Source organism: Bacillus timonensis (assembly GCF_000285535.1).
Taxonomy (GTDB): domain Bacteria; phylum Bacillota; class Bacilli; order Bacillales; family Bacillaceae_L; genus Ferdinandcohnia; species Ferdinandcohnia timonensis.
This window is the reverse complement of the sequence record NZ_HE610988.1, coordinates 120,924-144,803: the sequence shown is the minus strand read 5'-3', so window position 1 is coordinate 144,803 and position 23,880 is coordinate 120,924. Positions and strand designations below refer to the sequence as shown.

The window sequence follows — 23,880 nt, the reverse complement described above, 5'->3', positions numbered from 1 at the left end:
TTATGCGTTAACTTCGTTAAGTTTTTTAGCTAGACGAGCTTTTTGACGGTCAGCAACATTTTTATGGATAAGACCTTTACGAGCAGCTTTGTCAAGCTTGCTTGAAGCAGTAAGGAATGCTGCTTTTGCATTTTCAGCGTCGTTGTTAGCAACTAAAGCTTCGAAGTTTTTAACAGCAGTACGCATTGCAGACTTAACAGTTGCGTTATGAGCACGGTTTTCATCATTTGTTTTTACACGTTTGATAGCTGATTTAATATTTGGCATACTTTCACCTCCTGCGAATATCAAGATGATCTTATACGATCAATCATTTACGAACCTAATGGAAATCTACTTTCCGTCGCTTAATGATCAGAATACAGTCTTTGATACTCTGATGTTACAACAAAAGTTATTCTATCAAATTGATTGTGATAATGCAATACCAATCTATTTCCTACATGATAAAAATTGCATGAAGCGTATTTTTGGGGGTAAAGCTATAGATACTATTTGAAAAATGGAGGTTATTGGATTGGGAGAACAACTAGATTTATCCAAATATTCGATTCGTACTGACTTAGCCCTTGAGGCTAGTGCTATGGCCGTAGAAGAACGCAACAAAGCACTAACAGAAGGTCAACAACCTGTTTCTGAGATTGAAGGTGTCATCGTAAAGGAAAGACAAGAGGATGGAATCACCATTTCAACTGTTGAAATTACGGAAGAAGGAGCAAAGGCAATTGGAAAGAAAAAAGGTAACTATTTGACACTTGAAGTTCAAGGAATACGACAAAAAGATTCGGAGCTCCAACAAAAAGTGCAAGGAGTGTTTGCAAAAGAGTTTAGTCAATTTCTATCAAATCTAAATATAGGAAAAGAGGCAAGTTGCCTTGTAGTAGGCTTAGGGAATTGGAATGTTACACCTGATGCCCTTGGTCCAATTGCTGTAGAAAATTTAGTGATCACAAGACATCTGTTTGCACTTCAACCGGAAAACGTTCAGGAAGGATTTCGCTCTGTAAGTGCAATTGCACCAGGGGTAATGGGATTAACGGGAATTGAAACGAGTGACATTATTTATGGTGTTATTGAAAAATCAAAACCAGATTTTATTATTGCTATCGATGCATTGGCTGCACGTTCGGTTGAACGGGTAAATTCAACGATACAAATTTCAGACACTGGAATCCATCCTGGTTCAGGGGTTGGAAATAAACGAAAGGAACTCAGTCATGATACTTTGGGTATCCCCGTAATTGCAATTGGGATCCCAACGGTAGTAGATGCAGTTTCTATTACAAGTGATGCATTTGACTTTATCTTAAAACATTTTGGTAGAGAGCTTAAGGAAGGAGATAAGCCTTCACGTGCTTTAGTGCCTGCAGGGATGAGCTTTGGGGAAAAGAAAGTTTTAACAGATGATGACTTACCTGGTGAGAAAGAAAGAAATACATTTTTAGGAATAGTCGGTACCTTACCTGAGGATGAAAAGAGGAAGTTAATTCATGAAGTTTTAGCACCTCTTGGCCATAACTTAATGGTTACTCCAAAAGAAGTTGATGTTTTTATCGAAGACATGGCGAATGTAATAGCCGGAGGTCTTAATACAGCACTACACGGTGAAATTGCCCAAGATAATTCAGGTTCTTACACTCATTAAAAAAAGAGAAGGAAATCTATTAAATAAGTTCTACTAACTCATTTTTGTACATATCAATATGATAGACAAACATTGAGGAGGTAGAATATGAAGAGTTTCCGGACTCAAGGAATGATGATCTCAATTCAAGGTACAAGCATTGTAAAAGGGATTCTATTCCTCATTTTTAGTTTTATTTTATTATTTACAATTACGGGAGCGATTGTCTCTCTTAAACCAGAGTATAGAATAAGTTCTTCTTCCATTAGTAATGTAGCAACAAATCTATCGGGAGAAGCACTTGTTCATTTATTGGGGTATGAAAACCATTATTTTGTTCAGGGCTTACCTGAATCTACAACGAAACCCGACTATTTAGGAGCTGTTTTTAAAGTAGCCACAAACCTATCATTGGATGACCCACGAAGCTTTTTAGGGAGAGAACTTCCAGGGTTCTCGATATTCGATGGCAAGATTCTAGTAGCGGGTGAAGGAACGAACTATACGAATATGCCAATTGAATCGCCACCGCCTTTGGATGTTTTATTAGACGAAAGACAAATAGCCACTCAAAATGTTGAACAGGCTGAAAAACCAACTAAACCTGTGCCACCACCAACGATGACAACCGGTGATAAAAAAGTCGCCTATATTTACCATACACACTCATGGGAAGCTTATTTTCCACATTTAAAAGGAGTAGATACACAGAATCCAAATAATGCAACCCATCCGGATGTAAATGTTACAAAAGTGGGGGAAATGCTTAAACAAGAATTAGAGGCAAGAGGTATAGGTACTGACTTAGATAAAACAAATATGAATCGATATTTAAAGCAAAAAGGCTACAATTATTATACAGCCTATAAAGGATCAGGTGAAATTGTAACAAGTGCGATGGCTAGTAATCATGATTTATCTTATTTTATTGATATTCATCGGGATGCTCATCGTAAAGATAAAACAACAACTACAATAAATGGAAAGTCTTATGCAAAAATCGCATTTATTGTAGGTACCGAGAATCCTCAGTTTGAAAAAAACTTTGCCATGGCGAAAAAATTGCATGAAAAGTTACAAGAAAAATACCCTGGTTTAAGTAGGGGTGTAATAGACCAAGGTGGAAAAGGTAATAATGGTGTGTATAACCAGGATAAATCCGAAAATGCCATGTTAATTGAATTTGGTGGTGTTGATAATAACTTTGAAGAACTCCGTCGAACAGCAGCTGCTGTTGCTGATGCCCTCGCAGAATACTATTGGCAGGCTGAGAAAGTAAATGCGGATGATACAAAGAAAGAATAGGTAAGAGGGAGTATTCCAATGGTAAAATTTATGATGAAATGTTTTTTAATAGTGACTGTACTTCTTCTAGGTGTGTTGATTGGGATGCAACAAGCAAATGAAGGGATGAAGAAGATGAGGGGCTACAATGACCCTTCTCTTCAAGGTGCCTTTCATATTACGGACAATCAAGGAGAAGTTGAAGCATCCGTTTTAGGAAGAAAAGTAACGAGTCATGATTTAGAAGAAAAGCAAAAACAATTAGAAAACGTTGAAGCGTTTAATCTTTTTTCAAGCATTGGAGAAAAGCTTGGTAATGGGATTAGTGCGTTATTTGAAAAAGTCATGAATTCCATTGGAAATGGAATAGGGAGTTTACTTGATAAACTGTAAAAGGGAAGAGTTTGCTATCGTAAATGGCAGGCTCTATTTTTTTTGCATCTACTCTTTCAAATTTTTCGTAATTGAATGTGACAAAAGACTTCTGTATAATCTAATCTAGTGTAGTTTTATAATTTTTTATTCAGACTGGAAAGCTATAATTAAATTATATTGTCCAGCTCCAGCGCCTGGCCCCTCGAGGTCGCTTCACCCCACCTGCGGCGGTAACAATCAGGAAAGCTTCGTGAGGATAACCTCGCAGAAAATAAGCTTTGCTTATTTTTGAGCCTCCTCGACAGGGTTCTGAGCGCTTGACGGACTTGCACAGGAAGTGCTGACGTCTACGTTTGCCACAGGACGTGGCAGCACTTAGTAGACGAACGCTTATTAGGCGCTTGCGCTTTTCGTATCAGGAGGATTTTTAATGAACCAAGAAGAGAGACGTAATAGACAATCTAGAATCCGAAATTTTTCAATTATTGCTCATATCGACCATGGTAAATCAACATTAGCTGACCGTATTCTTGAAAAAACAAATGCGTTAACCCATCGTGAAATGAAAGAGCAATTGCTAGACTCAATGGACCTAGAAAGAGAACGTGGGATTACAATTAAATTAAATGCAGTACAATTGAAATACAAAGCGAAAGACGGAGAAGAGTATATTTTCCACCTCATCGACACCCCGGGACATGTTGACTTTACATATGAAGTTTCGCGTAGTTTAGCGGCATGTGAAGGTGCAGTGCTTGTTGTCGATGCGGCACAAGGTATTGAAGCCCAAACTCTCGCAAATGTGTACCTTGCATTAGACAATGACCTGGAAATTTTACCAGTCATCAATAAAATTGACTTACCAAGTGCAGAACCAGAGCGTGTAAGACAAGAAATAGAAGATGTGATTGGACTGGACGCCTCTGAAGCAGTTCTTGCATCTGCCAAAGCAGGAATTGGAATAGAAGATATTTTAGAGCAGGTAGTTGAAAAGGTTCCTCCGCCACAGGGTGATCCGGAAGCTCCATTACAGGCACTAATTTTTGACTCTGTATATGATCCATACCGTGGCGTTGTTGCTTATATCCGAATCGTCCAAGGTACTGTTAAACCTGGAGACAAAATTAAAATGATGGCAACTGGTAAAGAGTTTGAGGTTATCGAAGCAGGAGTGTTTACACCTCGTGCAACATTGCAGGAAGAACTATCGGTTGGAGATGTTGGATTCTTAACAGCTTCAATCAAGCATGTTGGCGATACACGTGTTGGTGATACCATCACAAATGCTAAAAATGGTGTAACCACGCCTCTACCAGGTTATCGACGCCTAAATCCAATGGTGTACTGTGGATTGTATCCAATCGATACAGCCAAATACAATGACTTGCGTGAAGCGTTGGAGAAACTTGAATTAAACGATGCTGCCCTTCAATTTGAACCGGAAACATCACAGGCACTAGGATTTGGTTTCCGTTGTGGATTCTTAGGACTATTGCATATGGAAATTATCCAAGAGAGAATCGAGAGAGAATTTAAAATCGATTTGATTACAACAGCGCCGAGCGTTATTTATAATGTATTCCTAACAGATGGAACAGATTTGAAAATTGATAATCCATCCGATATGCCAGACCCACAAAAAATCGATAGAATTGAAGAGCCTTATGTAAAAGCGACAATGATGGTTCCAAATGATTATGTTGGTGCTGTAATGGAGCTATGCCAAGGTAAACGTGGTATTTTTATTGATATGCAATATCTTGATGAAAAGCGAGTAAGCATTATTTATGAAATTCCACTTGCTGAAATCGTCTATGATTTCTTTGATCAATTAAAATCAAGTACAAAGGGCTACGCTTCATTTGACTATGAGTTAATTGGTTATAAGCCATCTAAGCTTGTAAAAATGGATATTTTATTAAATGCTGAAAAAGTAGATGCGCTTTCGTTCATCGTTCATAAAGACACAGCATATGAACGTGGAAAAATTATCGTAGAGAAACTGAAGGAGTTAATACCGAGACAACAATTTGAGGTTCCAGTTCAAGCAGCAATTGGCCAAAAAATTATCGCACGTTCAACGATTAAGGCGATCCGTAAAAACGTATTAGCAAAATGTTACGGTGGGGACATTTCACGTAAACGTAAGCTTCTTGAAAAACAAAAAGAAGGTAAGAAACGAATGAAACAAGTCGGTTCAGTCGAAGTACCTCAAGAAGCATTCATGGCAGTATTGAAAATGGACGAAAAATAATGTGGAAATACCGCAGAATTCTCTGCGGTTTTTTAGCTATAATTACGTGTTCAAAATAGAAAGAAGTGATTACTTGGTACAAGCAGCATACCTTCACATCCCTTTTTGTGAACAAATTTGTCACTATTGTGACTTTAATAAAGTATTTCTAAAAGGACAACCTGTAGATGAATATCTTCAATATATGGATATTGAAATGAAAAATACAATTGAAGCTTATCCACCTTTACCTTTCAACTCCATATTTGTTGGTGGGGGAACACCTACTGTCCTTTCCGTGACCCAATTAGAATATTTCTTAAATAGTATTAATAAATATCTAAAGCCGAGAAACAGTGATATGGAATTTACCTTTGAAGCAAATCCAGGGGATCTAACCGAGGATAAATTACAGCTATTGCTAGACTCTGGTGTCAATCGCATTAGTTTCGGTGTACAAACATTTGATGATGAACTCCTCAAAGCGATTGGTAGAACACATCGCCGTGAAGACGTTTTTCATTCAATTGAATTGGCAAAGCATGTTGGTTTTAAAAACATAAGCATTGACTTAATGTATGCTCTTCCGCATCAATCAATTGAAAGTTTTCAAGAATCACTTGATTTAGCCTTTTCACTCGAAGTAGAACATGTTTCGGCATACTCCCTCATTATTGAACCAAAAACAGTATTTTATAATTTAATGCGAAAAGGAAAATTGCATCTCCCTAGCCAAGAAAATGAAGCTCAAATGTATGAATTATTAATGGTGGAAATGGACAAACATGGTTTTGCACAATATGAAATCAGCAATTTTTCAAAACAAAATTACGAAAGCCGTCATAATCTCACGTATTGGAATAATGAAGAATACTATGGAATCGGTGCAGGTGCCCACAGCTATGTGAACGGAAAACGAATATCAAATGCAGGACCAATCAAAAAATATATGTCCGCTATTGACGAGCATGGTTTTCCATACGTTGAAACACATCCGGTCACGTTACAAGAAAAAATGGAAGAAGAGCTTTTTTTAGGATTACGTAAAACAAAGGGAGTTTCTATTTCGCATTTTTTAGAAAAGTTTTCAGTAAGTATTTTTGATGTATTTGCAGACCAAATTAAAGAACAAAAAGAAAAAGGGTTGCTAGAGGAAAAAGATGATTTTATTCGCTTAACACACAATGGGAAATTTCTTGGAAATGAGGTTTTCCAAGCGTTTTTGCTATAAAAGTTTAGAGGTTTAAATCGTTGACAATGGCAGTCGTATTTGGTAATTTAATTATAGAATTAGCACTCGCAATAAATGAGTGCTAACAGAGGTGATGTTCCTTGCTAACAGATCGTCAATTATTGATTCTTCAAGTTATTATTGATGACTTTATTAGATCTGCTCAACCAGTAGGGTCAAGAACATTGTCGAAAAAGGAAGGGATTGTGTTTAGCTCAGCAACTATTCGCAATGAAATGGCAGATCTAGAAGAACTAGGATTTATTGAGAAAACGCACAGTTCATCTGGTAGAGTTCCGTCCGAACAAGGTTACCGATACTATGTGGATCATTTATTATCTCCGGGCCGTTTATCCCTAAAGGAAAAGCAGGAGTTAAAATCGATTTTTGCAGAGAAAATTTACGAACTCGAAAAAATTGTTCAAAAGTCTGCACAAATCTTATCAGATTTAACAAACTATACTTCAATCGTTTTAGGTCCGGCGTTTAAAGAGAACAAAGTGAAAAAGCTACAAATTGTTCCGATTAATAATGAAACAGCTGTTGCCATTATTGTTACGGATAATGGACATGTAGAAAATCGGACTATTTCATTTCCTGAGTCCATCGACCCAAGCGATATCGAAAAAATGGTTAATATTCTAAATGAGCGCCTTGTGGGTGTTCCTTTGACAAGTCTGAAAAACAAGATTTATAAAGAGGTCGCTTCCCTTTTAAAAGCTAATATTCGTAACTATGATATGGTTCTTAATGTTTTGGATAAAACACTAACACTTCCTACAGAAGAAAAGGTGTTTATTGGTGGAAAAACAAATATGTTAAGTCAACCAGAGTTTCATGACATTGGAAAAGTTCGTTCTTTATTAACCATGATTGAAAAAGAGAACGAATTTTCTAGACTGTTACGAACCGATAAAGCGGGGATTGATATTAAAATTGGTCACGAGAACAACAATATTGCGATGAATGATTGCAGCTTAATAACTGCAACATATTCCGTTGGTAATGAACATCTAGGGTCGATCGCAATTTTAGGCCCGACAAGAATGGAGTATTCTCGAGTTATTTCATTGTTACAGCATATCAGCCAGGATTTTTCAACGGTCCTCACAAAGCTGTATCAAAATGAATAGCAGTGGCTATATTTAGTAGAGGGTGTAATCCTCTACTAAATAAACTGGATAATATGATAAAAGTGACTTCACTTTAAGGGAGGTGAGTGTATTGGCTAACGAGAATAAAGTTGTAAAAGAAGAAATTGAGGTAGAAGAAGCAAACGTAGATAATGATGTGGTAGAAACGATTGAACAGGCTGAAGCAGAATTAGTAGAAGAACAAGAAGTTGATGAGAAAGCCGAACTTTCGAAAGCCAATGAAAAAATTGCAGAACTTGAAGCTAAGCTTGAGGAGGCAGAGAATCGCATTTTGCGACAAATTGCCGATTTTGATAACTTTAAAAGACGTGCTCGCTTAGATCAAGAAACAGCTGCTACATATAGAGCTCAAAGTCTAGTAACTGATTTATTACCTGCTCTTGATAACTTTGAGAGAGCACTTCAAATAGAAGCAACCAACGACCAAGCAAAATCAATTATGCAAGGTGTTGAAATGGTATACCGCAGTATTGTAGATGCCCTGAAAAAAGAAGGAGTAGAAGCGATTGAAGCGGTTGGAACACAATTTGATCCGAATGTGCACCAAGCAGTAATGCAAGTAAGTGAGCCTGATGCAGATTCAAATGTGGTACTAGAAGAGTTTCAAAAAGGTTACAAACTAAAAGATAGAGTATTACGACCTTCCATGGTGAAGGTGAATGGATAATTTTAAGCTGTATTCAATTAAGGAGGTTTTATCATGAGTAAAATCATCGGTATAGATTTAGGTACAACAAACTCCTGTGTTGCTGTTATGGAGGGTGGAGAAGCAAAGGTTATTCCAAACCCAGAAGGTAACCGGACAACTCCGTCTGTTGTTTCTTTTAAAAATGGAGAAAGACAAATTGGTGAGGTTGCAAAACGTCAATCAATCACAAACCCAAACACCATTATGTCAATCAAACGCCACATGGGAACGGATTACAAAGTTGAGGTTGAAGGTAAGCAATATACTCCACAAGAAGTTTCTGCGATTCTTCTTCAATATTTTAAATCCTATGCGGAAGAATATCTTGGTGAAACAGTAACAAAAGCTGTTATCACAGTTCCTGCTTACTTTAATGACGCTGAACGTCAAGCAACTAAAGATGCAGGTCGTATTGCTGGTCTTGAAGTTGAACGTATTATCAATGAACCAACTGCAGCAGCGCTTGCATATGGTTTAGATAAAACTGAAGAAGACCAAACAATCCTTGTATATGACCTTGGTGGTGGAACATTCGACGTTTCCATCCTTGAACTAGGTGATGGAGTATTTGAAGTTAAGTCAACTGCTGGTGACAATCGTCTAGGTGGGGATGACTTTGACCAAGTTATTATTGATTATTTAGTAGACCAATTCAAGAAAGAAAATGGCATTGATTTATCAAAAGATAAAATGGCATTACAACGATTAAAAGATGCTGCTGAAAAAGCAAAGAAAGATTTATCTGGTGTAACATCTACACAAATTTCACTACCATTTATTACAGCAGGAGAAGCAGGGCCGCTTCACTTAGAAATAAACTTAACTCGTGCTAAATTTGAAGAGTTATCAGCAGGCCTTGTTGAGCGCACTATGGGACCAACTCGTCGTGCCCTACAAGATGCTGGTCTTTCAGCAAGCGAAATCGATAAGGTAATCCTTGTTGGTGGTTCCACTCGAATTCCAGCTGTTCAAGAAGCAATCAAGAAAGAAACTGGTAAGGAACCACATAAAGGTGTAAACCCGGACGAGGTTGTTGCTCTTGGTGCAGCAATTCAAGGTGGAGTATTGACTGGTGATGTTAAAGACGTAGTTCTTCTAGACGTAACACCATTATCACTAGGAATTGAAACAATGGGTGGTGTATTTACTCGTTTAATCGACCGTAATACAACTATTCCTACTAGTAAGTCTCAAGTATTCTCTACTGCTGCGGATAATCAAACAGCTGTTGATATCCATGTGCTTCAAGGGGAGCGTCAAATGGCGGCTGACAACAAAACATTGGGTCGCTTCCAATTAACAGACATTCCACCAGCACCACGCGGAGTACCACAGATTGAAGTGACATTTGATATCGACAAAAACGGTATCGTAAATGTTCGTGCAAAAGATCTTGGAACAAATAAAGAGCAAGCTATTACAATTCAATCATCTTCAGGTTTATCTGACGATGAAGTAGACCGCATGGTTCGCGAAGCAGAAGAGAATGCAGAAGCAGATAAGAAACGTAAAGAAGAGGTTGAACTTCGTAATGAGGCAGATCAGTTAGTGTTCACTACTGAAAAAACACTTAAAGACCTTGAAGGTAAAGTAGATGCTGCTGAAGTATCAAAAGCTAACGAAGCGAAGGATGCTTTAAAACAAGCGATTGAGAAAAACGATCTTGAAGAAATCAAAGCGAAAAAGGATGCTCTACAAGAAATCGTTCAACAGCTTTCAGTAAAACTATATGAACAAGCACAGCAACAAGCCCAAGCTGCCGGTGGCGCTCAAGGGACAGATGGTGCAAACCAAGGCAAAAAAGACGACGATGTAGTAGATGCTGAATACGAAGAAGTAAACGACGACAAATAGAAAAGCGTAAGTGCCTTGCACAGAAACGAGAAACTGGCCGAATAAAACGCTACGCCCTGTGGCGAAGTCGGCACTAGCACATCCTGTGCGGCGGAGACTCCGACAATGAGGCGTAGTTTGCCTTTGTAGGGTGATTTGAAGTTTTTCGAGTTTTTAGGCACTGAAGCCAAAGACCATTAAAAGAAATATAGTTGTGGAAAAGTCGAAGTCAGGCATGTCTTGGCTTTGGCTTTTTTTGTTTAAAATGTGTCTTAATCATACTCGTCTTTAAAATTTAGATAATTATGAACACTGATGCTAGAAACAAGTGTTATTGCCTTTTCATAAAATTAAATGATACAATATTCTTTATGTGAATGATGCGGGAGTGGATTTAATGAGTAAAAGAGATTTTTATGAGGTACTCGGGGTTTCGAAAAGTGCTAGCAAAGACGAAATAAAAAAAGCATATCGAAAGTTGTCGAAAAAATATCACCCCGATATCAATAAAGAAGCGGATGCTGCTGATAAATTCAAGGAAATTACAGAAGCATATGATACATTAACAGATGATAACAAACGTGCCCATTATGACCAATTCGGTCATACAGACCCAAACCAAGGTTTTGGTGGTTTTGGTGGAGGTGCAGATTTTGGTGGCGGTTTTGGATTCGAAGATATCTTCAGCTCAATCTTTGGTGGTGGAACAAGACGAAGAGACCCTAATGCACCGCGTCAAGGTGCAGATTTACAATACACAATGACTTTACAGTTTGAAGAAGCGGTATTTGGCAAAGAAACAGACATTGAAATTCCGAGAGAAGAAGAATGTTCAACATGTCATGGTTCAGGTGCCAAACCCGGAACAACACCGGAAAACTGTTCACACTGTGGTGGCTCGGGTCAAATAAACGTTGAACAGAATACTGCATTTGGTAGAATCGTGAATCGACGAGTGTGTCATCACTGTAGTGGAACCGGTAAATATATTAAAGACAAGTGTTCAACTTGTGGCGGTTCTGGTAAGGTAAAAAAACGTAAGAAAATCCATGTGAAGATTCCAGCAGGTATCGATGACGGTCAACAACTACGTGTATCCGGTCAAGGTGAACCAGGTATTAATGGTGGCCCTCCTGGAGATTTATATGTTGTATTCCATGTGCGTTCGCATGAATTTTTTGAACGTGACGGAGACGATATCTTCTGTGAAATGCCATTAACCTTTGCTCAAGCTGCATTAGGTGATGAAATTGAAGTGCCAACACTTCATGGAAAAGTGAAACTTAAAATTCCTGGGGGAACTCAAACCGGAACGAAATTCCGTCTGCGTGGCAAAGGTGTGCCGAATGTACGTGGATATGGTCAAGGGGATCAACATATTCGCATACGTGTCATCACCCCAACAAAACTAACAGAAAAACAAAAGCAATTACTTCGTGAGTTTACAGAAATCAGTGGTAATGAAGCTCCAGATGAACAGCATGATAATTTTTTTTCGAAAGTAAAACGCGCATTTAAGGGAGAATAAAACCCTAAATAAAGTAAAAGCCTTCGTCGGATGCCACGAATTTTCTCGGAATTCTTTTCGAGAAGTAAGAGTAAAGACGAAGGAAGCCACTACTGTGGCAACATCTTTATGCCCATTTTCTGTTGACCTAAAAATCGGACACAAATTCGACGGGGCGTATTTGATATAAATTGGATTGGAGTTGGTAGATATGAAATGGTCTGAAATAAGTATTCACACAACACAAGAGGCGGTGGAGCCTGTCTCGAATATCCTACATGAGGCTGGTGCAAGTGGGGTTGTCATTGAGGATCCATTTGACCTAACGAAGGAACGAGAAAATGTGTTTGGTGAAATCTACCAACTTAATCCTGACGATTACCCTGATGAAGGGGTTATCGTGAAAGCATACCTCCCTATTAATAGCTTTTTAGGGGAAACGGTAGATGAAATAAAAGAAGCGATAAACAATCTTTTGCTTTTTGATATTGATTTAGGGCATAATCAAATCACCATTAGTGAAGTTCATGAGGAAGAATGGGCTACGGCATGGAAGAAGTATTATCACCCTGTAAAAATATCTGAAAAATTCACTATCGTACCGACGTGGGAAATTTATGAGCCTGTACATAGTGACGAACTAATTATCGAGCTAGACCCAGGAATGGCTTTTGGAACGGGAACACATCCTACAACTGTCATGAGTATTCAAGCACTCGAACGAACAGTAAAGCAAGGAGATAGAATTATTGATGTAGGTACTGGTTCCGGTGTCCTGAGTATAGCTGCAGCGATGCTGGGCGCAAGCTCTGTCAAAGCTCTTGATTTGGATACAGTTGCAGTTGAAAGTGCGAAGCTTAATATAAAACTTAATAAAGTACACGAAGTCGTGACCGTCTCCCAAAATAACCTTCTTGATAATATCGAAGGACCGGTGGATCTTGTTGTTGCAAATATTCTAGCTGAAATCATTGTACGCTTTACAGATGATGCAGCAAAGATTCTAAAGCCAAATGGTGCATTCATCGTTTCTGGTATCATTAATACAAAAAAAGAAGAAGTGAAGGACGGTCTTCTAGCGTCTGGTTTTGTAATAGAAGAAGTACTAGTAATGGAAGATTGGGTATCAATGATTGCAAGAAAGAAAAGCGAGTAAGGGGAATAGTAGATGCAGCGATATTTCGTCAATCATATGAGCGAAACGCAAGCCACAATTTTAGGTGAAGATGTTCATCATATAACACGAGTTATGAGAATGTCAGTTGGAGACACTATTTTTTGTTGTTATAATGGAAAAGTAGCACTTTGTGAAATTACTGAAATTACCAATGATACAGTTTTGGCAAATGTTGTAGAATGGGTAGGGAATTCAAATGAGCTCCCCATTCAGGTATGTATTGCAAGCGGACTGCCAAAAGGGGACAAGCTTGAATATGTTATCCAAAAAGGGACGGAGCTTGGGGCATCTGAGTTTGTCCCTTTTGTTGCGGCCCGCTCAATTGTGAAATGGGATGAAAAAAAGGGCAAAAAAAGGTAGAGCGATGGGGGAAAATTGCAAAAGAAGCTGCTGAGCAATCTCACCGTGCAATCGTTCCTGCTGTAGGTAAACCTTTACCTTTTCCAGAATTATTATCCTATAGCCAATCCTATACTTATAAGATAGTAGCCTACGAAGAAGATGCAAAGCGTGGTGAGCGTTCGAATCTAGCGCGCGTACTATCACAAATGAAAAATGGTGAATCTCTTTTTGTTGTAATTGGACCTGAAGGTGGTTTAACTGAAAAAGAGGTATCAACATTTCTAGATTATGATTTTATTTCCTGTAGCTTTGGGCCAAGAATCTTACGAACAGAAACAGCTCCATTATACGTTTTATCAGCTGTATCTTATTATTTTGAATTAGCGAGGTGACAACAATGTCATTAGTTGCATTCCACACATTAGGATGTAAAGTAAACCATTATGAAACAGAGGCCATTTGGCAGCTCTTTAAAGAGTCTGGCTATGAGCGAACCGAGTTTGAAAGTACTGCAGATGTATATGTAATTAATACTTGTACTGTTACAAATACAGGGGACAAAAAAAGCAGACAGGTCATTCGTCGAGCAATCCGAAAAAATCCTGATGCCGTTATTTGTGTTACAGGTTGTTATGCGCAAACATCACCAGCAGAAATTATGGCAATTCCTGGGGTTGATATTGTTGTAGGGACACAGGATCGCAAGAAAATGCTTGAATACATCGACCAGTATAAACAAGAACGCCAGCCGATTAATGGCGTTGGCAATATTATGAAGACTCGCGTGTATGAAGAGCTAGATGTTCCTTCATTTACAGACCGTACACGTGCTTCATTAAAAATACAAGAGGGTTGTAACAATTTCTGTACCTTCTGTATCATACCATGGGCTCGAGGACTTATGCGTTCACGTGATCCAGAAGAAGTAATCAAGCAAGCACAACAGCTTGTTAATGCTGGTTATAAAGAAATCGTTCTAACGGGTATTCATACAGGTGGCTATGGTGAAGATATGAAAGATTATAATCTAGCTGCTCTTTTACGTGACTTAGAATCAAAAGTTATTGGTCTGAAGAGAATCCGCATCTCATCAATCGAAGCTAGCCAAATTACCGATGAGATAATAGAAGTGCTTGATCAATCTAAGAAAGTAGTTAGACATTTGCATGTTCCATTACAATCTGGTTCAAACACTGTGTTAAAACGAATGAGACGGAAATACACAATGGAATTCTTTGCAGAACGCCTAACCAAATTGCGCCAGGCTTTACCTGGATTGGCGTTAACCTCAGATGTAATCGTTGGTTTCCCTGGAGAAACAGAAGAAGAATTTATGGAGACCTATAATTTTATCAACGAACATAAATTCTCTGAATTGCATGTATTCCCATATTCTAAGCGTACTGGTACACCAGCGGCAAGAATGGAAGATCAAATTGACGAAGAAGTGAAAAATGAGCGCGTACACCGCTTAATTTCACTATCAGACCAATTGGCGAAGGAATATGCATCTAATTACGAGGGAGAAGTACTAGAAGTTATTCCAGAGGAATTAGACAAGGACGATCCAACAAGTGGTCTATACATTGGTTATACTGACAATTATCTAAAAGTAAAGTTTGATGCAACTGAAGATATGATTGGTAAAATCGTAAAAGTAAAAATCACAAAAGCTGGATACCCATATAACGAAGGTAAATTTGTGAAAATCGAAGAAGACTTACCAATAGAAGCAGAAGAAACAAGAACAACTGCATAAACTGAATACTTTTCTAAGAAGTTAATCCTCTGATTAGCTTCTTTTTTTATCACATAATATAGTAAACCAAATGCAACAATGATATGATGTTAGAGGTACGTACAACTCAACTGTTGAAAGGAGAAATACATAATGACAAATATTGCGAAAATGATTGATCATACAGCATTAAAAGCAGATACAACAAAAGCACAAATTGAGAATCTTTGCGCTGAGGCAAAGGAATATGGTTTTATGTCTGTATGTGTGAATCCAACTTGGGTGGAGACTGCTGCTACTCTTTTAAAAGATTCTGAAGTAAAAGTTTGTACGGTTATTGGATTCCCATTAGGGGCTAGTACGTCTGAAACAAAGGCATTTGAAACAAAGGATGCAATTGAAAAAGGTGCAACAGAAGTGGACATGGTCATTAATATCGGTGCCCTTAAAGATAAAAATGATGAACTAGTGGAAAAAGATATCCGCGCTGTTGTAGAAGCAGCAAAAGGAAAAGCTCTTACAAAAGTTATTATTGAAACATGTCTGTTAACCGATGAGGAGAAGGTTAGAGCGTGTGAACTCTCAGTCAAAGCTGGAGCTGATTTTGTTAAGACATCAACTGGATTTTCAACCGGAGGGGCTACTGTAGAAGACATTCGATTAATGCGTAAAACAGTTGGACCAGATATCGGTGTGAAAGCATCTGGCGGTGTTCGTGACCTAAAAGGTACTCAAGATATGATTGAAGCAGGAGCAACAAGAATAGGTGCAAGTGCAGGAGTATCTATTGTTAACGGACTGACCGGATCTTCAGACTATTAATAATCGATTAAGTCGGTACTGCATTGTCTACATGAATTTTTAAGGATATCTAAATATTAATTCAATTTCCGGACTGTCCTGAAAATGCTTGTCAGACAAGGCGCGCAGCTGAGCGAAGACGCGAGAGATGATACCGAATAAGCGCAACGAGAGAGGCAAGCAACGCAGTATGCGAGCGTTTGTCAACAGTCTGAGCTGGCCTAAAAGGCCAGCTTTCCTTATGCAGCCCGGTGTATCCTCATGATAAATTTCGTAAGCACTCCAGCAAAAGGTAAAAATAGTAGTGAAGTAAGAACATTAAATAGTAAACTAACATGGGCGATTTGAACATCTGGGTGTGATGTGAGCAACATAGCAATCTGACCAAGTACGTTTATTAACGGGAAAAATAAGATCACACCAATAACATTCACCCAAATATGGGCATAAGCAGCCAATTTTGCTTCATGTTTGCTTCCGATACTAGCAATAAAAGCGGTAATACATGTTCCGATGTTAGCCCCTAATAAAATTGCAATCCCAGCATTTAAAGTTAAAAGCTGTTCATTCATAAATCCCATTATGATTCCGGTTGTTGCCGTACTAGATTGAATAATAGAAGTCAAAATGGTCCCTACACCAACACCGAAAAGACCACTTTCGTTTGTATGCTGAAAAAAAGTATGAATGGACGGAAATTGTGCGATAGGTCTAGCAAGCTGTTCGAATCCATTCATCGCTACAAACATGCATCCTAATCCAAATAAAAATGCACCAAAACTAAATACTTGTTGACTGCGAACAAATAAACATAGAAATCCTAAAATCAGCATTGGAACAATCCACTCAAATATATCAAACGTAATAATCTCAGCGGTAAAGGTTGTGCCTATGTTTGTACCAAGAATAATTCCAATTGATTGTTTAAAGGTTAAATATCCGGTAGCGATTAATCCAACAACGAGGACCATAACTGCAGAACTACTGTGAATGATTGCTGTAATAATCATCCCAGTCAATAAGCCCTTTATGGGGTTATCTGTAAATCGAATCAACCATACCTTTACTTTATCTCCTGTAAGATTATACAGGCCTGTCCTCATAACAGTCATACCAAATAAAAAAATCGCAATAAATACAGCGAATAACGATACCAGTTCAATCATGCATTCTCACCCCTATCACATTGTATGGACAAGGTTGTATGAAAATGCCTACTTCCTTTCTTTTACGAATGAAACGTGACAAAAATTTTTAGGAGTGCCAAAAAGACCGTGAAAAGATAGGATTTAACAGGAATAGCAGGAGAATATTTCATCAAAACTAGTAGTGAAAAATGTGCTTTTTAGTAGCTCTGTTGTGAATTACTGTTGACCAAAAAACATGCATATATTATAATTGCAAAGTACATGTTTATTTTTTCGACGATATTTGCTATCGACACTAAGAAATTAAATAGAACATGTGTCTTAATTAGATGTTAGTGGTTGTTTTCGGAGGGAGGGAATTAGAATGTCAAAAACGGTCGTTCGTAAAAACGAATCGCTTGAAGATGCTCTTCGCCGCTTCAAACGTACTGTATCTAAATCAGGTACTATTCAAGAAGCTAGAAAGCGCGAATTCTATGAAAAGCCTAGCGTAAAGCGTAAGAAGAAATCTGAAGCTGCTAGAAAGCGCAAATACTAAAAGAGGGTGTAGTTTTATGAGTCTTCTCGAGCGTTTAAATAATGATATGAAAACAGCGATGAAGAATAAAGAGAAAGATAAGCTATCTGTTATTCGAATGGTTAAGGCTGCTCTTCAGAATGAAGGGATTAAGCTTGGTACCGGTGAACTTTCAGAAGAAGCAGAACTAACGGTTCTTACTCGTGAATTAAAACAACGTAAAGATTCCCTCCGCGAATTTAGTAACGCTGGTCGTGAAGATCTTGTTAATAAAGTTCAGACAGAAATTGAGATATTAGAGGTATACCTTCCAAAACAATTGTCCGAAGAGGAACTTGTTGAGATTGTGAAAGAAACAGTGCAAGAGGTCAATGCTTCTTCAAAGGCTGACATGGGCAAAGTGATGGCTGCTATCATGCCAAAGGTAAAAGGGAAGGCTGACGGTAGTCTCATTAACAAACTTGTTCAACAGCAATTATCTTAACCAGAGCACCTTACATCGTGTAAGGTGTTTTTCTTTTATGAGGGATTCAAGAGGGTACGAAGGCATGTATTGCAGTCGTACCCTCACGTACATATGGGGAGTTAATAATTACCAACAGAAAATTTGCATAGAATCACACTAAAAATGAAACCACTTCCGACTCTGAATCGTATTACATACTATCAAGACGTAAAAATGAATGAAGAAGGGGGGAACGCCATGAGAAGAATAAGAATTTTTTTATACCTTTCCATTATTCTATTGCCTTTGCTACTTACACTGACGCCAAATAAGAGCTTAAGTGCGACAGACCAGGTAGTTTATATCATCCCGTTAGAAGAAACTGTAGAAAAAGGCCTGAGTGCTTTTGTTGATCGCTCGATTACGGACGCTGAGGAAAAAGGAGCAGATACCATCATCCTCGAGATTAATACTCCGGGAGGTGCTGTTGATGCTGCAACACAAATCGGGAAAAGAATCCAGGAATCAACTATTCCTACGGTTGCGTATGTAAATAACGATGCCATTTCAGCAGGTGCATTTATCGCACTAAACGCAAATGAAATCTACATGTCTGAGAATGGTAGAATGGGAGCTGCTGGAATCATTGATCAGGCCGGAAATACCGCAGATGAAAAAGCTGTTTCCTATTGGCTGTCAGCGATGAAGGGTGCTGCAGAAAACAATAATCGGAATCCGATATATGCCCTAGCAATGGCGGATAAAGACGTCGATTTACCAGAATTAGGTGCTGAAAAAGGTAAATTTCTAACATTAACTGCTAATCAGGCCCTTGAGGTTGGATATGCTGAGGGTGTTGTTAAAGATAGAGCAGATTTACTGAAAACACTTGGTTATGAAAAAGCTGCTGTTGAGGAAGCAGAACTTAGCATTGCAGAAAAAATTGCACGCTTTATTACAAATCCAGTTGTTGTTTCAATTTTATTGACAATTGGAAGCTTAGGTTTAGTTGTAGAGCTTTACTCACCTGGATTTGGTATTCCTGGTATAATGGGGATATCGGCATTATTACTCTTTTTCTATGGACATTTAGTAGCTGGACTAGCTGGAATGGAATCGATTATTCTGTTTATCGTAGGAATTGTGTTAGTGTTACTGGAGTTTGTATTGCCTGGGGGGATTATAGGCTTGATAGGTTTAGGTGCTATTTTAATGAGCTTTTTCTTGGCGGGAAGCAGTATGATGGTCATTAGTATCTCACTTTTAATCGCATTTGTTGCTACAATTGTCGTTTCAATTGTTTTCGTAAAAGTTTTCGGCAAGAGATTGCATGCTTTTAAGAAGATTATTCTTTTTGATTCAACCAATACAGAGAGTGGGTATGTTTCAAATAAGAATCGGGAAGATTTAATCGGAAAACAAGGAATTGCTTTGACAACGCTGAGACCTTCAGGTACGGCCATCATAAATAATGAGAGACTTGACGTCGTTACACAAGGGAATTACATTGAGAAGAATACGAAAATTGAAGTCATTAAAACAGAAGGTTCACGAATTGTTGTTCGAGAAGTTTTGAAAGATTAATCTATAAAAAGATGGTAGGAGGAAAAATATTATGCCAACAGGTATGATTACTATTTTAATATTAGTGGCACTAGCTATTATTTTACTAGCTGTATTATTTACATTTGTGCCAGTTGCACTATGGATTTCGGCCTTGGCTGCTGGTGTCCGTGTAAGTATCTTTACATTGATTGGGATGAGATTACGTCGGGTTATCCCAAACCGTGTCATTATCCCGTTAATTAAGGCTCAAAAAGCGGGTTTAAATCTTAATACAAACCAACTCGAGAGTCACTATCTAGCAGGCGGTAATGTTGACCGCGTCGTAAATGCATTAATCGCTGCCCAACGTGCGAACATCGAATTAACCTTCGAAAGGGCTGCTGCAATCGACTTAGCGGGTCGTGACGTGTTAGAAGCTGTTCAAATGAGTGTTAATCCTAAGGTTATTGAGACACCATTTATTTCAGGTGTGGCAATGGATGGTATCGAAGTTAAAGCAAAAGCACGTATTACTGTGCGTGCGAACATTGACCGCCTAGTCGGGGGTGCAGGGGAAGAAACTGTTATTGCCCGCGTAGGTGAAGGTATCGTTAGTACAATTGGTTCACAAACGGACCATAAAAAGGTACTTGAAAATCCGGATATGATTTCTCAAACTGTTTTAGCGAAAGGACTTGATGCAGGTACTGCATTCGAAATTCTTTCCATTGATATTGCCGATATTGATATTGGTAAGAACATTGGTGCGGTTCTTCAAACAGACCAAGCGGAAGCGGACAAGAAAATTGCTCAAGCGAAGGCTGAAGAACGTCGCGCAATGGCGGTTGCAAGTGAACAAGAAATGCGCGCTCGTGTAGAAGAAATGAAAGCGAAGGTTGTGGAAGCTGAAGCTGAAGTACCTCTAGCTATGGCAGAAGCATTACGTTCAGGTAACCTTGGCGTGCTTGATTATACGAATTTAAAAAATATCATGGCTGATACTGATATGAGAAATTCTATTGGTAAAAGTACTCATAAGGATGAGGAAGATAAATAATAATTTAAAATCGACCTAAACCTCAATACACGAAAGGAGGTTTACACTATGGAGTCACCTTTACAAGGACTATTTGAATTGATTATGTCAAATGCGTGGATTCTTATTGTCATAATCGGATTTGTTTTTAATGCGTTTAAACGTTTTAGTAGTGGTGAAAAAGAGCCTACAACTCAGATTCCACTTCCAAAACAGTTTAATCCTTTTGACCAGGAACAAAAACCTGAAAAAGAGAAGGTTGAAGTAGAAACAAAATATGAATTTGAAGTACTAGAGGAAGAGGAGGTATCCGACGCCTCAGTTCCAAATACGTTTTATGAACGATATCAAGAACTTCAACAAAAGGGAACTTACAGTGAAACAACAAGCGAGGAGATGGAGCCGTCTCTTACTGTTATTAAACCAACAGAGACTACTCAACACAAGGCTATAAAGAACTTCTCGAAAAATAAGGTTGCTGAAGGAATTATTTGGTCTGAAATACTTGGACCCCCAAGAGCAAAAAGACCGTACCAATCACGTCGTTAAAATCTCTGTTCAAAAGATGAGGATGAAAAGAACTGAGAAATTCGATGTGTCATTTTCAACCTCCTTAAAAAAGTTCTATGAACCCCTTTTCACTCATAAACATGAGATGAAAGGGGGTTCTTTTTTATGCCCAAAAATCTAGGACTGCGCATGAGAAGATGGATTACAAACAAAATGGAACTTCCTGCTGACGTCATGATGGATCTTCCTAGAATAACAATGATTGGACAATTACATATTTACATAGAAAATCATCGAGGATTATTAACCTTCTCAGATAAGGAAGTACGGTTATTACTGAAACAAGGACAACTTCTAATAAGGGGAAATGCATTTGTGATTAAAACCATTTTGCCTGAGGAAATAATGCTCGAAGGAAAAATTGAACATGTGCAATATATAGAGAATTGATTAAGAATTGATTCACTTAGGGGGATTAGCATGAAAAATCATTGGATGCACTTTTTTAGCGGAAGTGTCAAGGTTGTTATAACAGGAAAAGGGACGGAACGATTCATAAATGAATGTGTGAGACAAGGAATTGTCGTTTGGGATGTGAAGAAGCCAGGTACCCATGCCCTGAGCTTCTCTATGTATTTAAAGGATATTAAAAAAGTTCGACGAGTTGTCCGTAAAAATCAATGTAAACTTCGTTTTATTGGGAAAAAAGGATTGCCGTTTCTCATTCAAAAGGCGTTGTACAATAGTGGTTTCTTAATTGGAGCAATCTCGTTTTTAATGATCGTCACCTTATTATCAAATATGGTATGGGGTATAAAAGTGGAAGGAGCAAAACCGGAGACCGAACATTTAATCATCCAAGAGTTAAAGAAACTTGGGGTTGAAAGAGGGAAATTGCAATTCTTTATTGAAGACAATGAGTCCCTTCAAAGACATCTGGAAGACGCAATAAACGATATTACATGGATTGGTGTGGAGTTAAATGGGACTACCTATCATTTTGAGGTAGTCGAAAAAAACCAGCCAGAACCACCTGAACAATTTAGTCCAAGGAATCTTGTTGCCAATAAGAAAGCAATTATTAAGAAGTTGATTGTGGAAGAAGGAAGACCAGTTGTGATGGAAAATGATTTTGTCAAAAAAGGAGACCTCTTAGTTTCAGGAAAAATTGGAAAAGAAGGGGAGGAAATCTATGTGCCTGCACGTGGAAAAATTTTTGGCGAAACATGGTACAAGTATACAGTGGAGAAAGAAATTACCACGAAACTTGAGGTGCTAACAGGGGAAAATATACAAAAACATTATATTTCAATTGGTGATATGCGTGTTCCGATTTGGGGATTTGCCAAGGTTGAATTTAAGAACTATCAAACAGAAACAAATAAGAAACACATCAAATTTTTTAATTGGGAACTTCCGATTGCCTATGAAAAAGATACGGTACACGAAAGTGAAGATATCACCATAAAGTATCCGACAAAAGAAGCCATTGAGGAAGCAAAAAGAATTGGCAGAAATACGTTAGAACAAAATTTAGATAGCGATGCTGAAATTATAGAGGAAAAAGTTTTGCGTCAATCCATTAACAATGGTAAAGTAAAATTGGAAATAAAATATAATGTTATTGAGAATATCGTTACCACGATACCATTAGTTCAAGGAGACTAAAGGATGTCTGAAGATTTAGTAATGAGTAAACATCAACTAGAAAATCCGAACGAAGCACTTGTTTTATTTGGAAACAATGACCTTCATCTAAAACGGATGGAAGAGGAATTAAATGTTTCAATCATAACAAGAGGTGAAGCTCTTCATGTGTCAGGAGACCCAACAAATGTCCAACTTGTTGAGGAAATTCTTGAAAAGCTTCTTAGTGTAATTCGAAAAGGAATACGTGTAAGTGAACGTGATGTTATTTACTGTATTCAAATGGCAAAAGGTGGAAAGTTAGATTCGTTTGAAGAACTATATGATGAGGAAATCACCAAAACTGCAAAAGGAAAATCCATTCGTGTAAAAACACATGGACAACGTCAGTATGTAGCTGCAATCAAACAGCATGATTTAGTATTTGGAATCGGACCAGCCGGTACCGGTAAAACCTTTTTGGCTGTTGTTATGGCTGTCAATGCACTAAAAAATGGTCAGGTTAAACGAATTATCTTGACTCGTCCGGCTGTTGAAGCAGGTGAAAGTTTAGGATTCTTACCAGGGGATTTAAAAGAAAAAGTGGATCCTTATTTACGACCTTTATATGATGGATTACACGATGTACTTGGTGTTGAGCATACAGAACGTTTAATGGAACGCGGGACAATTGAAATTGCTCCATTAGCATATATGAGGGGCCGCACATTAGATGATGCTTTCGTCATTTTAGATGAAGCACAAAACACAACATTAGCCCAAATGAAGATGTTTTTGACACGGCTAGGATTTGGCTCTAAAATGGTCATAACAGGAGATATTTCCCAAATTGATTTACCAAGAGGCGTAAAATCCGGCTTGCATGAAGTGATGCATATCCTTAAGGATGTATATGGTTCTGCGTTTATCTACTTAGAACAGTCTGATGTAGTACGTCACCCACTTGTTGCTCGAATAATTGAAGCTTATGAACAGGCTGAAGCTGGACAATCATGAGAAGAGACCCATGCGAAATGGGTCTTTTTTACCATTGAAAGAACTGGTA

General features: G+C 38.2%; 22 protein-coding genes and 1 pseudogene. 21 read left to right on the top strand and 2 right to left on the bottom strand.

Going from position 1 to position 23,880, the window contains the following annotated elements; genetic code table 11:
• On the bottom strand, positions 1–267 hold the full coding sequence (gene rpsT / locus BTHG_RS18310) for a 30S ribosomal protein S20 (protein ID WP_010678191.1): 267 nt from the start codon (positions 265–267) through the stop codon (positions 1–3).
• Positions 268–517: 250 nt separating this feature from the next.
• Here rpsT and gpr point away from each other — a divergent pair, with 250 nt between their 5' ends.
• From gpr to deoC, 13 genes and pseudogenes are all read left to right on the top strand, one after another.
• A complete protein-coding gene (gene gpr, locus BTHG_RS18305; protein ID WP_010678189.1) occupies positions 518–1,645 on the top strand; it encodes a GPR endopeptidase in 1,128 nt (375 codons plus the stop codon).
• 87 nt (positions 1,646–1,732) lie between these two features.
• The gene (gene spoIIP, locus BTHG_RS18300) at positions 1,733–2,929 is read left to right on the top strand and encodes a stage II sporulation protein P (protein WP_010678188.1); all 1,197 of its coding nucleotides are present in this window, start codon (positions 1,733–1,735) and stop codon (positions 2,927–2,929) included.
• A gap of 18 nt (positions 2,930–2,947) precedes the next feature.
• On the top strand, positions 2,948–3,301 hold the full coding sequence (locus BTHG_RS18295; protein ID WP_010678187.1) for a YqxA family protein: 354 nt from the start codon (positions 2,948–2,950) through the stop codon (positions 3,299–3,301).
• Positions 3,302–3,713: 412 nt separating this feature from the next.
• Entirely contained in the window at positions 3,714–5,537 is a 1,824-nt protein-coding gene (gene lepA, locus BTHG_RS18290; protein WP_010678186.1) for a translation elongation factor 4, read from the top strand.
• A gap of 73 nt (positions 5,538–5,610) precedes the next feature.
• Positions 5,611–6,747: a radical SAM family heme chaperone HemW gene (gene hemW, locus BTHG_RS18285; RefSeq protein WP_010678185.1), complete on the top strand. Its 1,137-nt coding sequence runs from the start codon at positions 5,611–5,613 to the stop codon at positions 6,745–6,747.
• 101 nt (positions 6,748–6,848) lie between these two features.
• Positions 6,849–7,880 carry a heat-inducible transcriptional repressor HrcA gene (gene hrcA / locus BTHG_RS18280; RefSeq protein WP_010678184.1) on the top strand — a complete coding sequence of 344 codons (1,032 nt, stop codon included), beginning with the start codon at positions 6,849–6,851 and terminating at the stop codon, positions 7,878–7,880.
• Between the two features lie 91 nt (positions 7,881–7,971).
• On the top strand, positions 7,972–8,568 hold the full coding sequence (gene grpE / locus BTHG_RS18275) for a nucleotide exchange factor GrpE (RefSeq protein WP_010678183.1): 597 nt from the start codon (positions 7,972–7,974) through the stop codon (positions 8,566–8,568).
• A gap of 33 nt (positions 8,569–8,601) precedes the next feature.
• On the top strand, positions 8,602–10,443 hold the full coding sequence (gene dnaK, locus BTHG_RS18270) for a molecular chaperone DnaK (RefSeq protein WP_010678182.1): 1,842 nt from the start codon (positions 8,602–8,604) through the stop codon (positions 10,441–10,443).
• 376 nt (positions 10,444–10,819) lie between these two features.
• Complete coding sequence (dnaJ, locus tag BTHG_RS18265) at positions 10,820–11,950, top strand: molecular chaperone DnaJ (RefSeq protein WP_010678181.1); 1,131 nt, start codon at positions 10,820–10,822, stop codon at positions 11,948–11,950.
• A 190-nt stretch (positions 11,951–12,140) separates the two neighbouring features.
• Positions 12,141–13,085: a 50S ribosomal protein L11 methyltransferase gene (gene prmA, locus BTHG_RS18260; protein WP_010678180.1), complete on the top strand. Its 945-nt coding sequence runs from the start codon at positions 12,141–12,143 to the stop codon at positions 13,083–13,085.
• A 12-nt stretch (positions 13,086–13,097) separates the two neighbouring features.
• Positions 13,098–13,840: pseudogene (locus tag BTHG_RS25380) on the top strand (16S rRNA (uracil(1498)-N(3))-methyltransferase).
• 5 nt (positions 13,841–13,845) lie between these two features.
• Positions 13,846–15,207, top strand: a complete 1,362-nt coding sequence (mtaB, locus tag BTHG_RS18250) for a tRNA (N(6)-L-threonylcarbamoyladenosine(37)-C(2))-methylthiotransferase MtaB (protein WP_010678177.1) — start codon at positions 13,846–13,848, stop codon at positions 15,205–15,207.
• Between the two features lie 132 nt (positions 15,208–15,339).
• Complete coding sequence (gene deoC, locus BTHG_RS18245; RefSeq protein WP_010678176.1) at positions 15,340–16,008, top strand: deoxyribose-phosphate aldolase; 669 nt, start codon at positions 15,340–15,342, stop codon at positions 16,006–16,008.
• Positions 16,009–16,226: 218 nt separating this feature from the next.
• On the opposite strand, the gene BTHG_RS18240 is transcribed toward deoC, so the two are convergent.
• Positions 16,227–17,153 (bottom strand): Na/Pi symporter, encoded by a 927-nt coding sequence (locus BTHG_RS18240; protein WP_010678175.1) that lies wholly within the window; start codon positions 17,151–17,153, stop codon positions 16,227–16,229.
• A gap of 346 nt (positions 17,154–17,499) precedes the next feature.
• On the opposite strand from BTHG_RS18240, the gene rpsU reads away from it, so the two are divergent.
• The 8 genes from rpsU to BTHG_RS18200 all read left to right on the top strand — a co-directional run bounded on the left by rpsU (position 17,500) and on the right by BTHG_RS18200 (position 23,831).
• The gene (rpsU, locus tag BTHG_RS18235; protein WP_010678174.1) at positions 17,500–17,673 is read left to right on the top strand and encodes a 30S ribosomal protein S21; all 174 of its coding nucleotides are present in this window, start codon (positions 17,500–17,502) and stop codon (positions 17,671–17,673) included.
• Positions 17,674–17,689: 16 nt separating this feature from the next.
• On the top strand, positions 17,690–18,136 hold the full coding sequence (locus BTHG_RS18230) for a GatB/YqeY domain-containing protein (protein WP_010678173.1): 447 nt from the start codon (positions 17,690–17,692) through the stop codon (positions 18,134–18,136).
• 219 nt (positions 18,137–18,355) lie between these two features.
• Entirely contained in the window at positions 18,356–19,681 is a 1,326-nt protein-coding gene (locus BTHG_RS18225; RefSeq protein ID WP_010678172.1) for an NfeD family protein, read from the top strand.
• A gap of 31 nt (positions 19,682–19,712) precedes the next feature.
• Entirely contained in the window at positions 19,713–20,699 is a 987-nt protein-coding gene (gene floA, locus BTHG_RS18220; protein WP_010678171.1) for a flotillin-like protein FloA, read from the top strand.
• Positions 20,700–20,747: 48 nt separating this feature from the next.
• A complete protein-coding gene (locus tag BTHG_RS18215; protein WP_010678170.1) occupies positions 20,748–21,227 on the top strand; it encodes a hypothetical protein in 480 nt (159 codons plus the stop codon).
• Positions 21,228–21,353: 126 nt separating this feature from the next.
• Positions 21,354–21,638 (top strand): sporulation protein YqfC, encoded by a 285-nt coding sequence (gene yqfC / locus BTHG_RS18210; protein WP_010678169.1) that lies wholly within the window; start codon positions 21,354–21,356, stop codon positions 21,636–21,638.
• Positions 21,639–21,668: 30 nt separating this feature from the next.
• Positions 21,669–22,856 carry a sporulation protein YqfD gene (gene yqfD / locus BTHG_RS18205; protein ID WP_010678168.1) on the top strand — a complete coding sequence of 396 codons (1,188 nt, stop codon included), beginning with the start codon at positions 21,669–21,671 and terminating at the stop codon, positions 22,854–22,856.
• A gap of 3 nt (positions 22,857–22,859) precedes the next feature.
• Positions 22,860–23,831 (top strand): PhoH family protein, encoded by a 972-nt coding sequence (locus tag BTHG_RS18200; RefSeq protein ID WP_010678167.1) that lies wholly within the window; start codon positions 22,860–22,862, stop codon positions 23,829–23,831.
• Positions 23,832–23,880: the final 49 nt, after the last annotated feature.

Excerpts from the sequence above, each read along its gene's own strand:
- rpsT (WP_010678191.1), bottom strand. The coding sequence starts at position 267 with ATGCCAAATATTAAATCAGCTATCAAACGTGTAAAAACAAATGATGAA.
- spoIIP (WP_010678188.1), top strand. The coding sequence starts at position 1,733 with ATGAAGAGTTTCCGGACTCAAGGAATGATGATCTCAATTCAAGGTACA.
- BTHG_RS18295 (WP_010678187.1), top strand. The coding sequence starts at position 2,948 with ATGGTAAAATTTATGATGAAATGTTTTTTAATAGTGACTGTACTTCTT.
- lepA (WP_010678186.1), top strand. The coding sequence starts at position 3,714 with ATGAACCAAGAAGAGAGACGTAATAGACAATCTAGAATCCGAAATTTT.
- dnaK (WP_010678182.1), top strand. The coding sequence starts at position 8,602 with ATGAGTAAAATCATCGGTATAGATTTAGGTACAACAAACTCCTGTGTT.
- dnaJ (WP_010678181.1), top strand. The coding sequence starts at position 10,820 with ATGAGTAAAAGAGATTTTTATGAGGTACTCGGGGTTTCGAAAAGTGCT.
- prmA (WP_010678180.1), top strand. The coding sequence starts at position 12,141 with ATGAAATGGTCTGAAATAAGTATTCACACAACACAAGAGGCGGTGGAG.
- mtaB (WP_010678177.1), top strand. The coding sequence starts at position 13,846 with ATGTCATTAGTTGCATTCCACACATTAGGATGTAAAGTAAACCATTAT.
- deoC (WP_010678176.1), top strand. The coding sequence starts at position 15,340 with ATGACAAATATTGCGAAAATGATTGATCATACAGCATTAAAAGCAGAT.
- BTHG_RS18240 (WP_010678175.1), bottom strand. The coding sequence starts at position 17,153 with ATGATTGAACTGGTATCGTTATTCGCTGTATTTATTGCGATTTTTTTA.
- rpsU (WP_010678174.1), top strand. The coding sequence starts at position 17,500 with ATGTCAAAAACGGTCGTTCGTAAAAACGAATCGCTTGAAGATGCTCTT.
- BTHG_RS18230 (WP_010678173.1), top strand. The coding sequence starts at position 17,690 with ATGAGTCTTCTCGAGCGTTTAAATAATGATATGAAAACAGCGATGAAG.
- BTHG_RS18225 (WP_010678172.1), top strand. The coding sequence starts at position 18,356 with ATGAGAAGAATAAGAATTTTTTTATACCTTTCCATTATTCTATTGCCT.
- floA (WP_010678171.1), top strand. The coding sequence starts at position 19,713 with ATGCCAACAGGTATGATTACTATTTTAATATTAGTGGCACTAGCTATT.
- BTHG_RS18215 (WP_010678170.1), top strand. The coding sequence starts at position 20,748 with ATGGAGTCACCTTTACAAGGACTATTTGAATTGATTATGTCAAATGCG.
- yqfC (WP_010678169.1), top strand. The coding sequence starts at position 21,354 with ATGCCCAAAAATCTAGGACTGCGCATGAGAAGATGGATTACAAACAAA.
- yqfD (WP_010678168.1), top strand. The coding sequence starts at position 21,669 with ATGAAAAATCATTGGATGCACTTTTTTAGCGGAAGTGTCAAGGTTGTT.
- BTHG_RS18200 (WP_010678167.1), top strand. The coding sequence starts at position 22,860 with ATGTCTGAAGATTTAGTAATGAGTAAACATCAACTAGAAAATCCGAAC.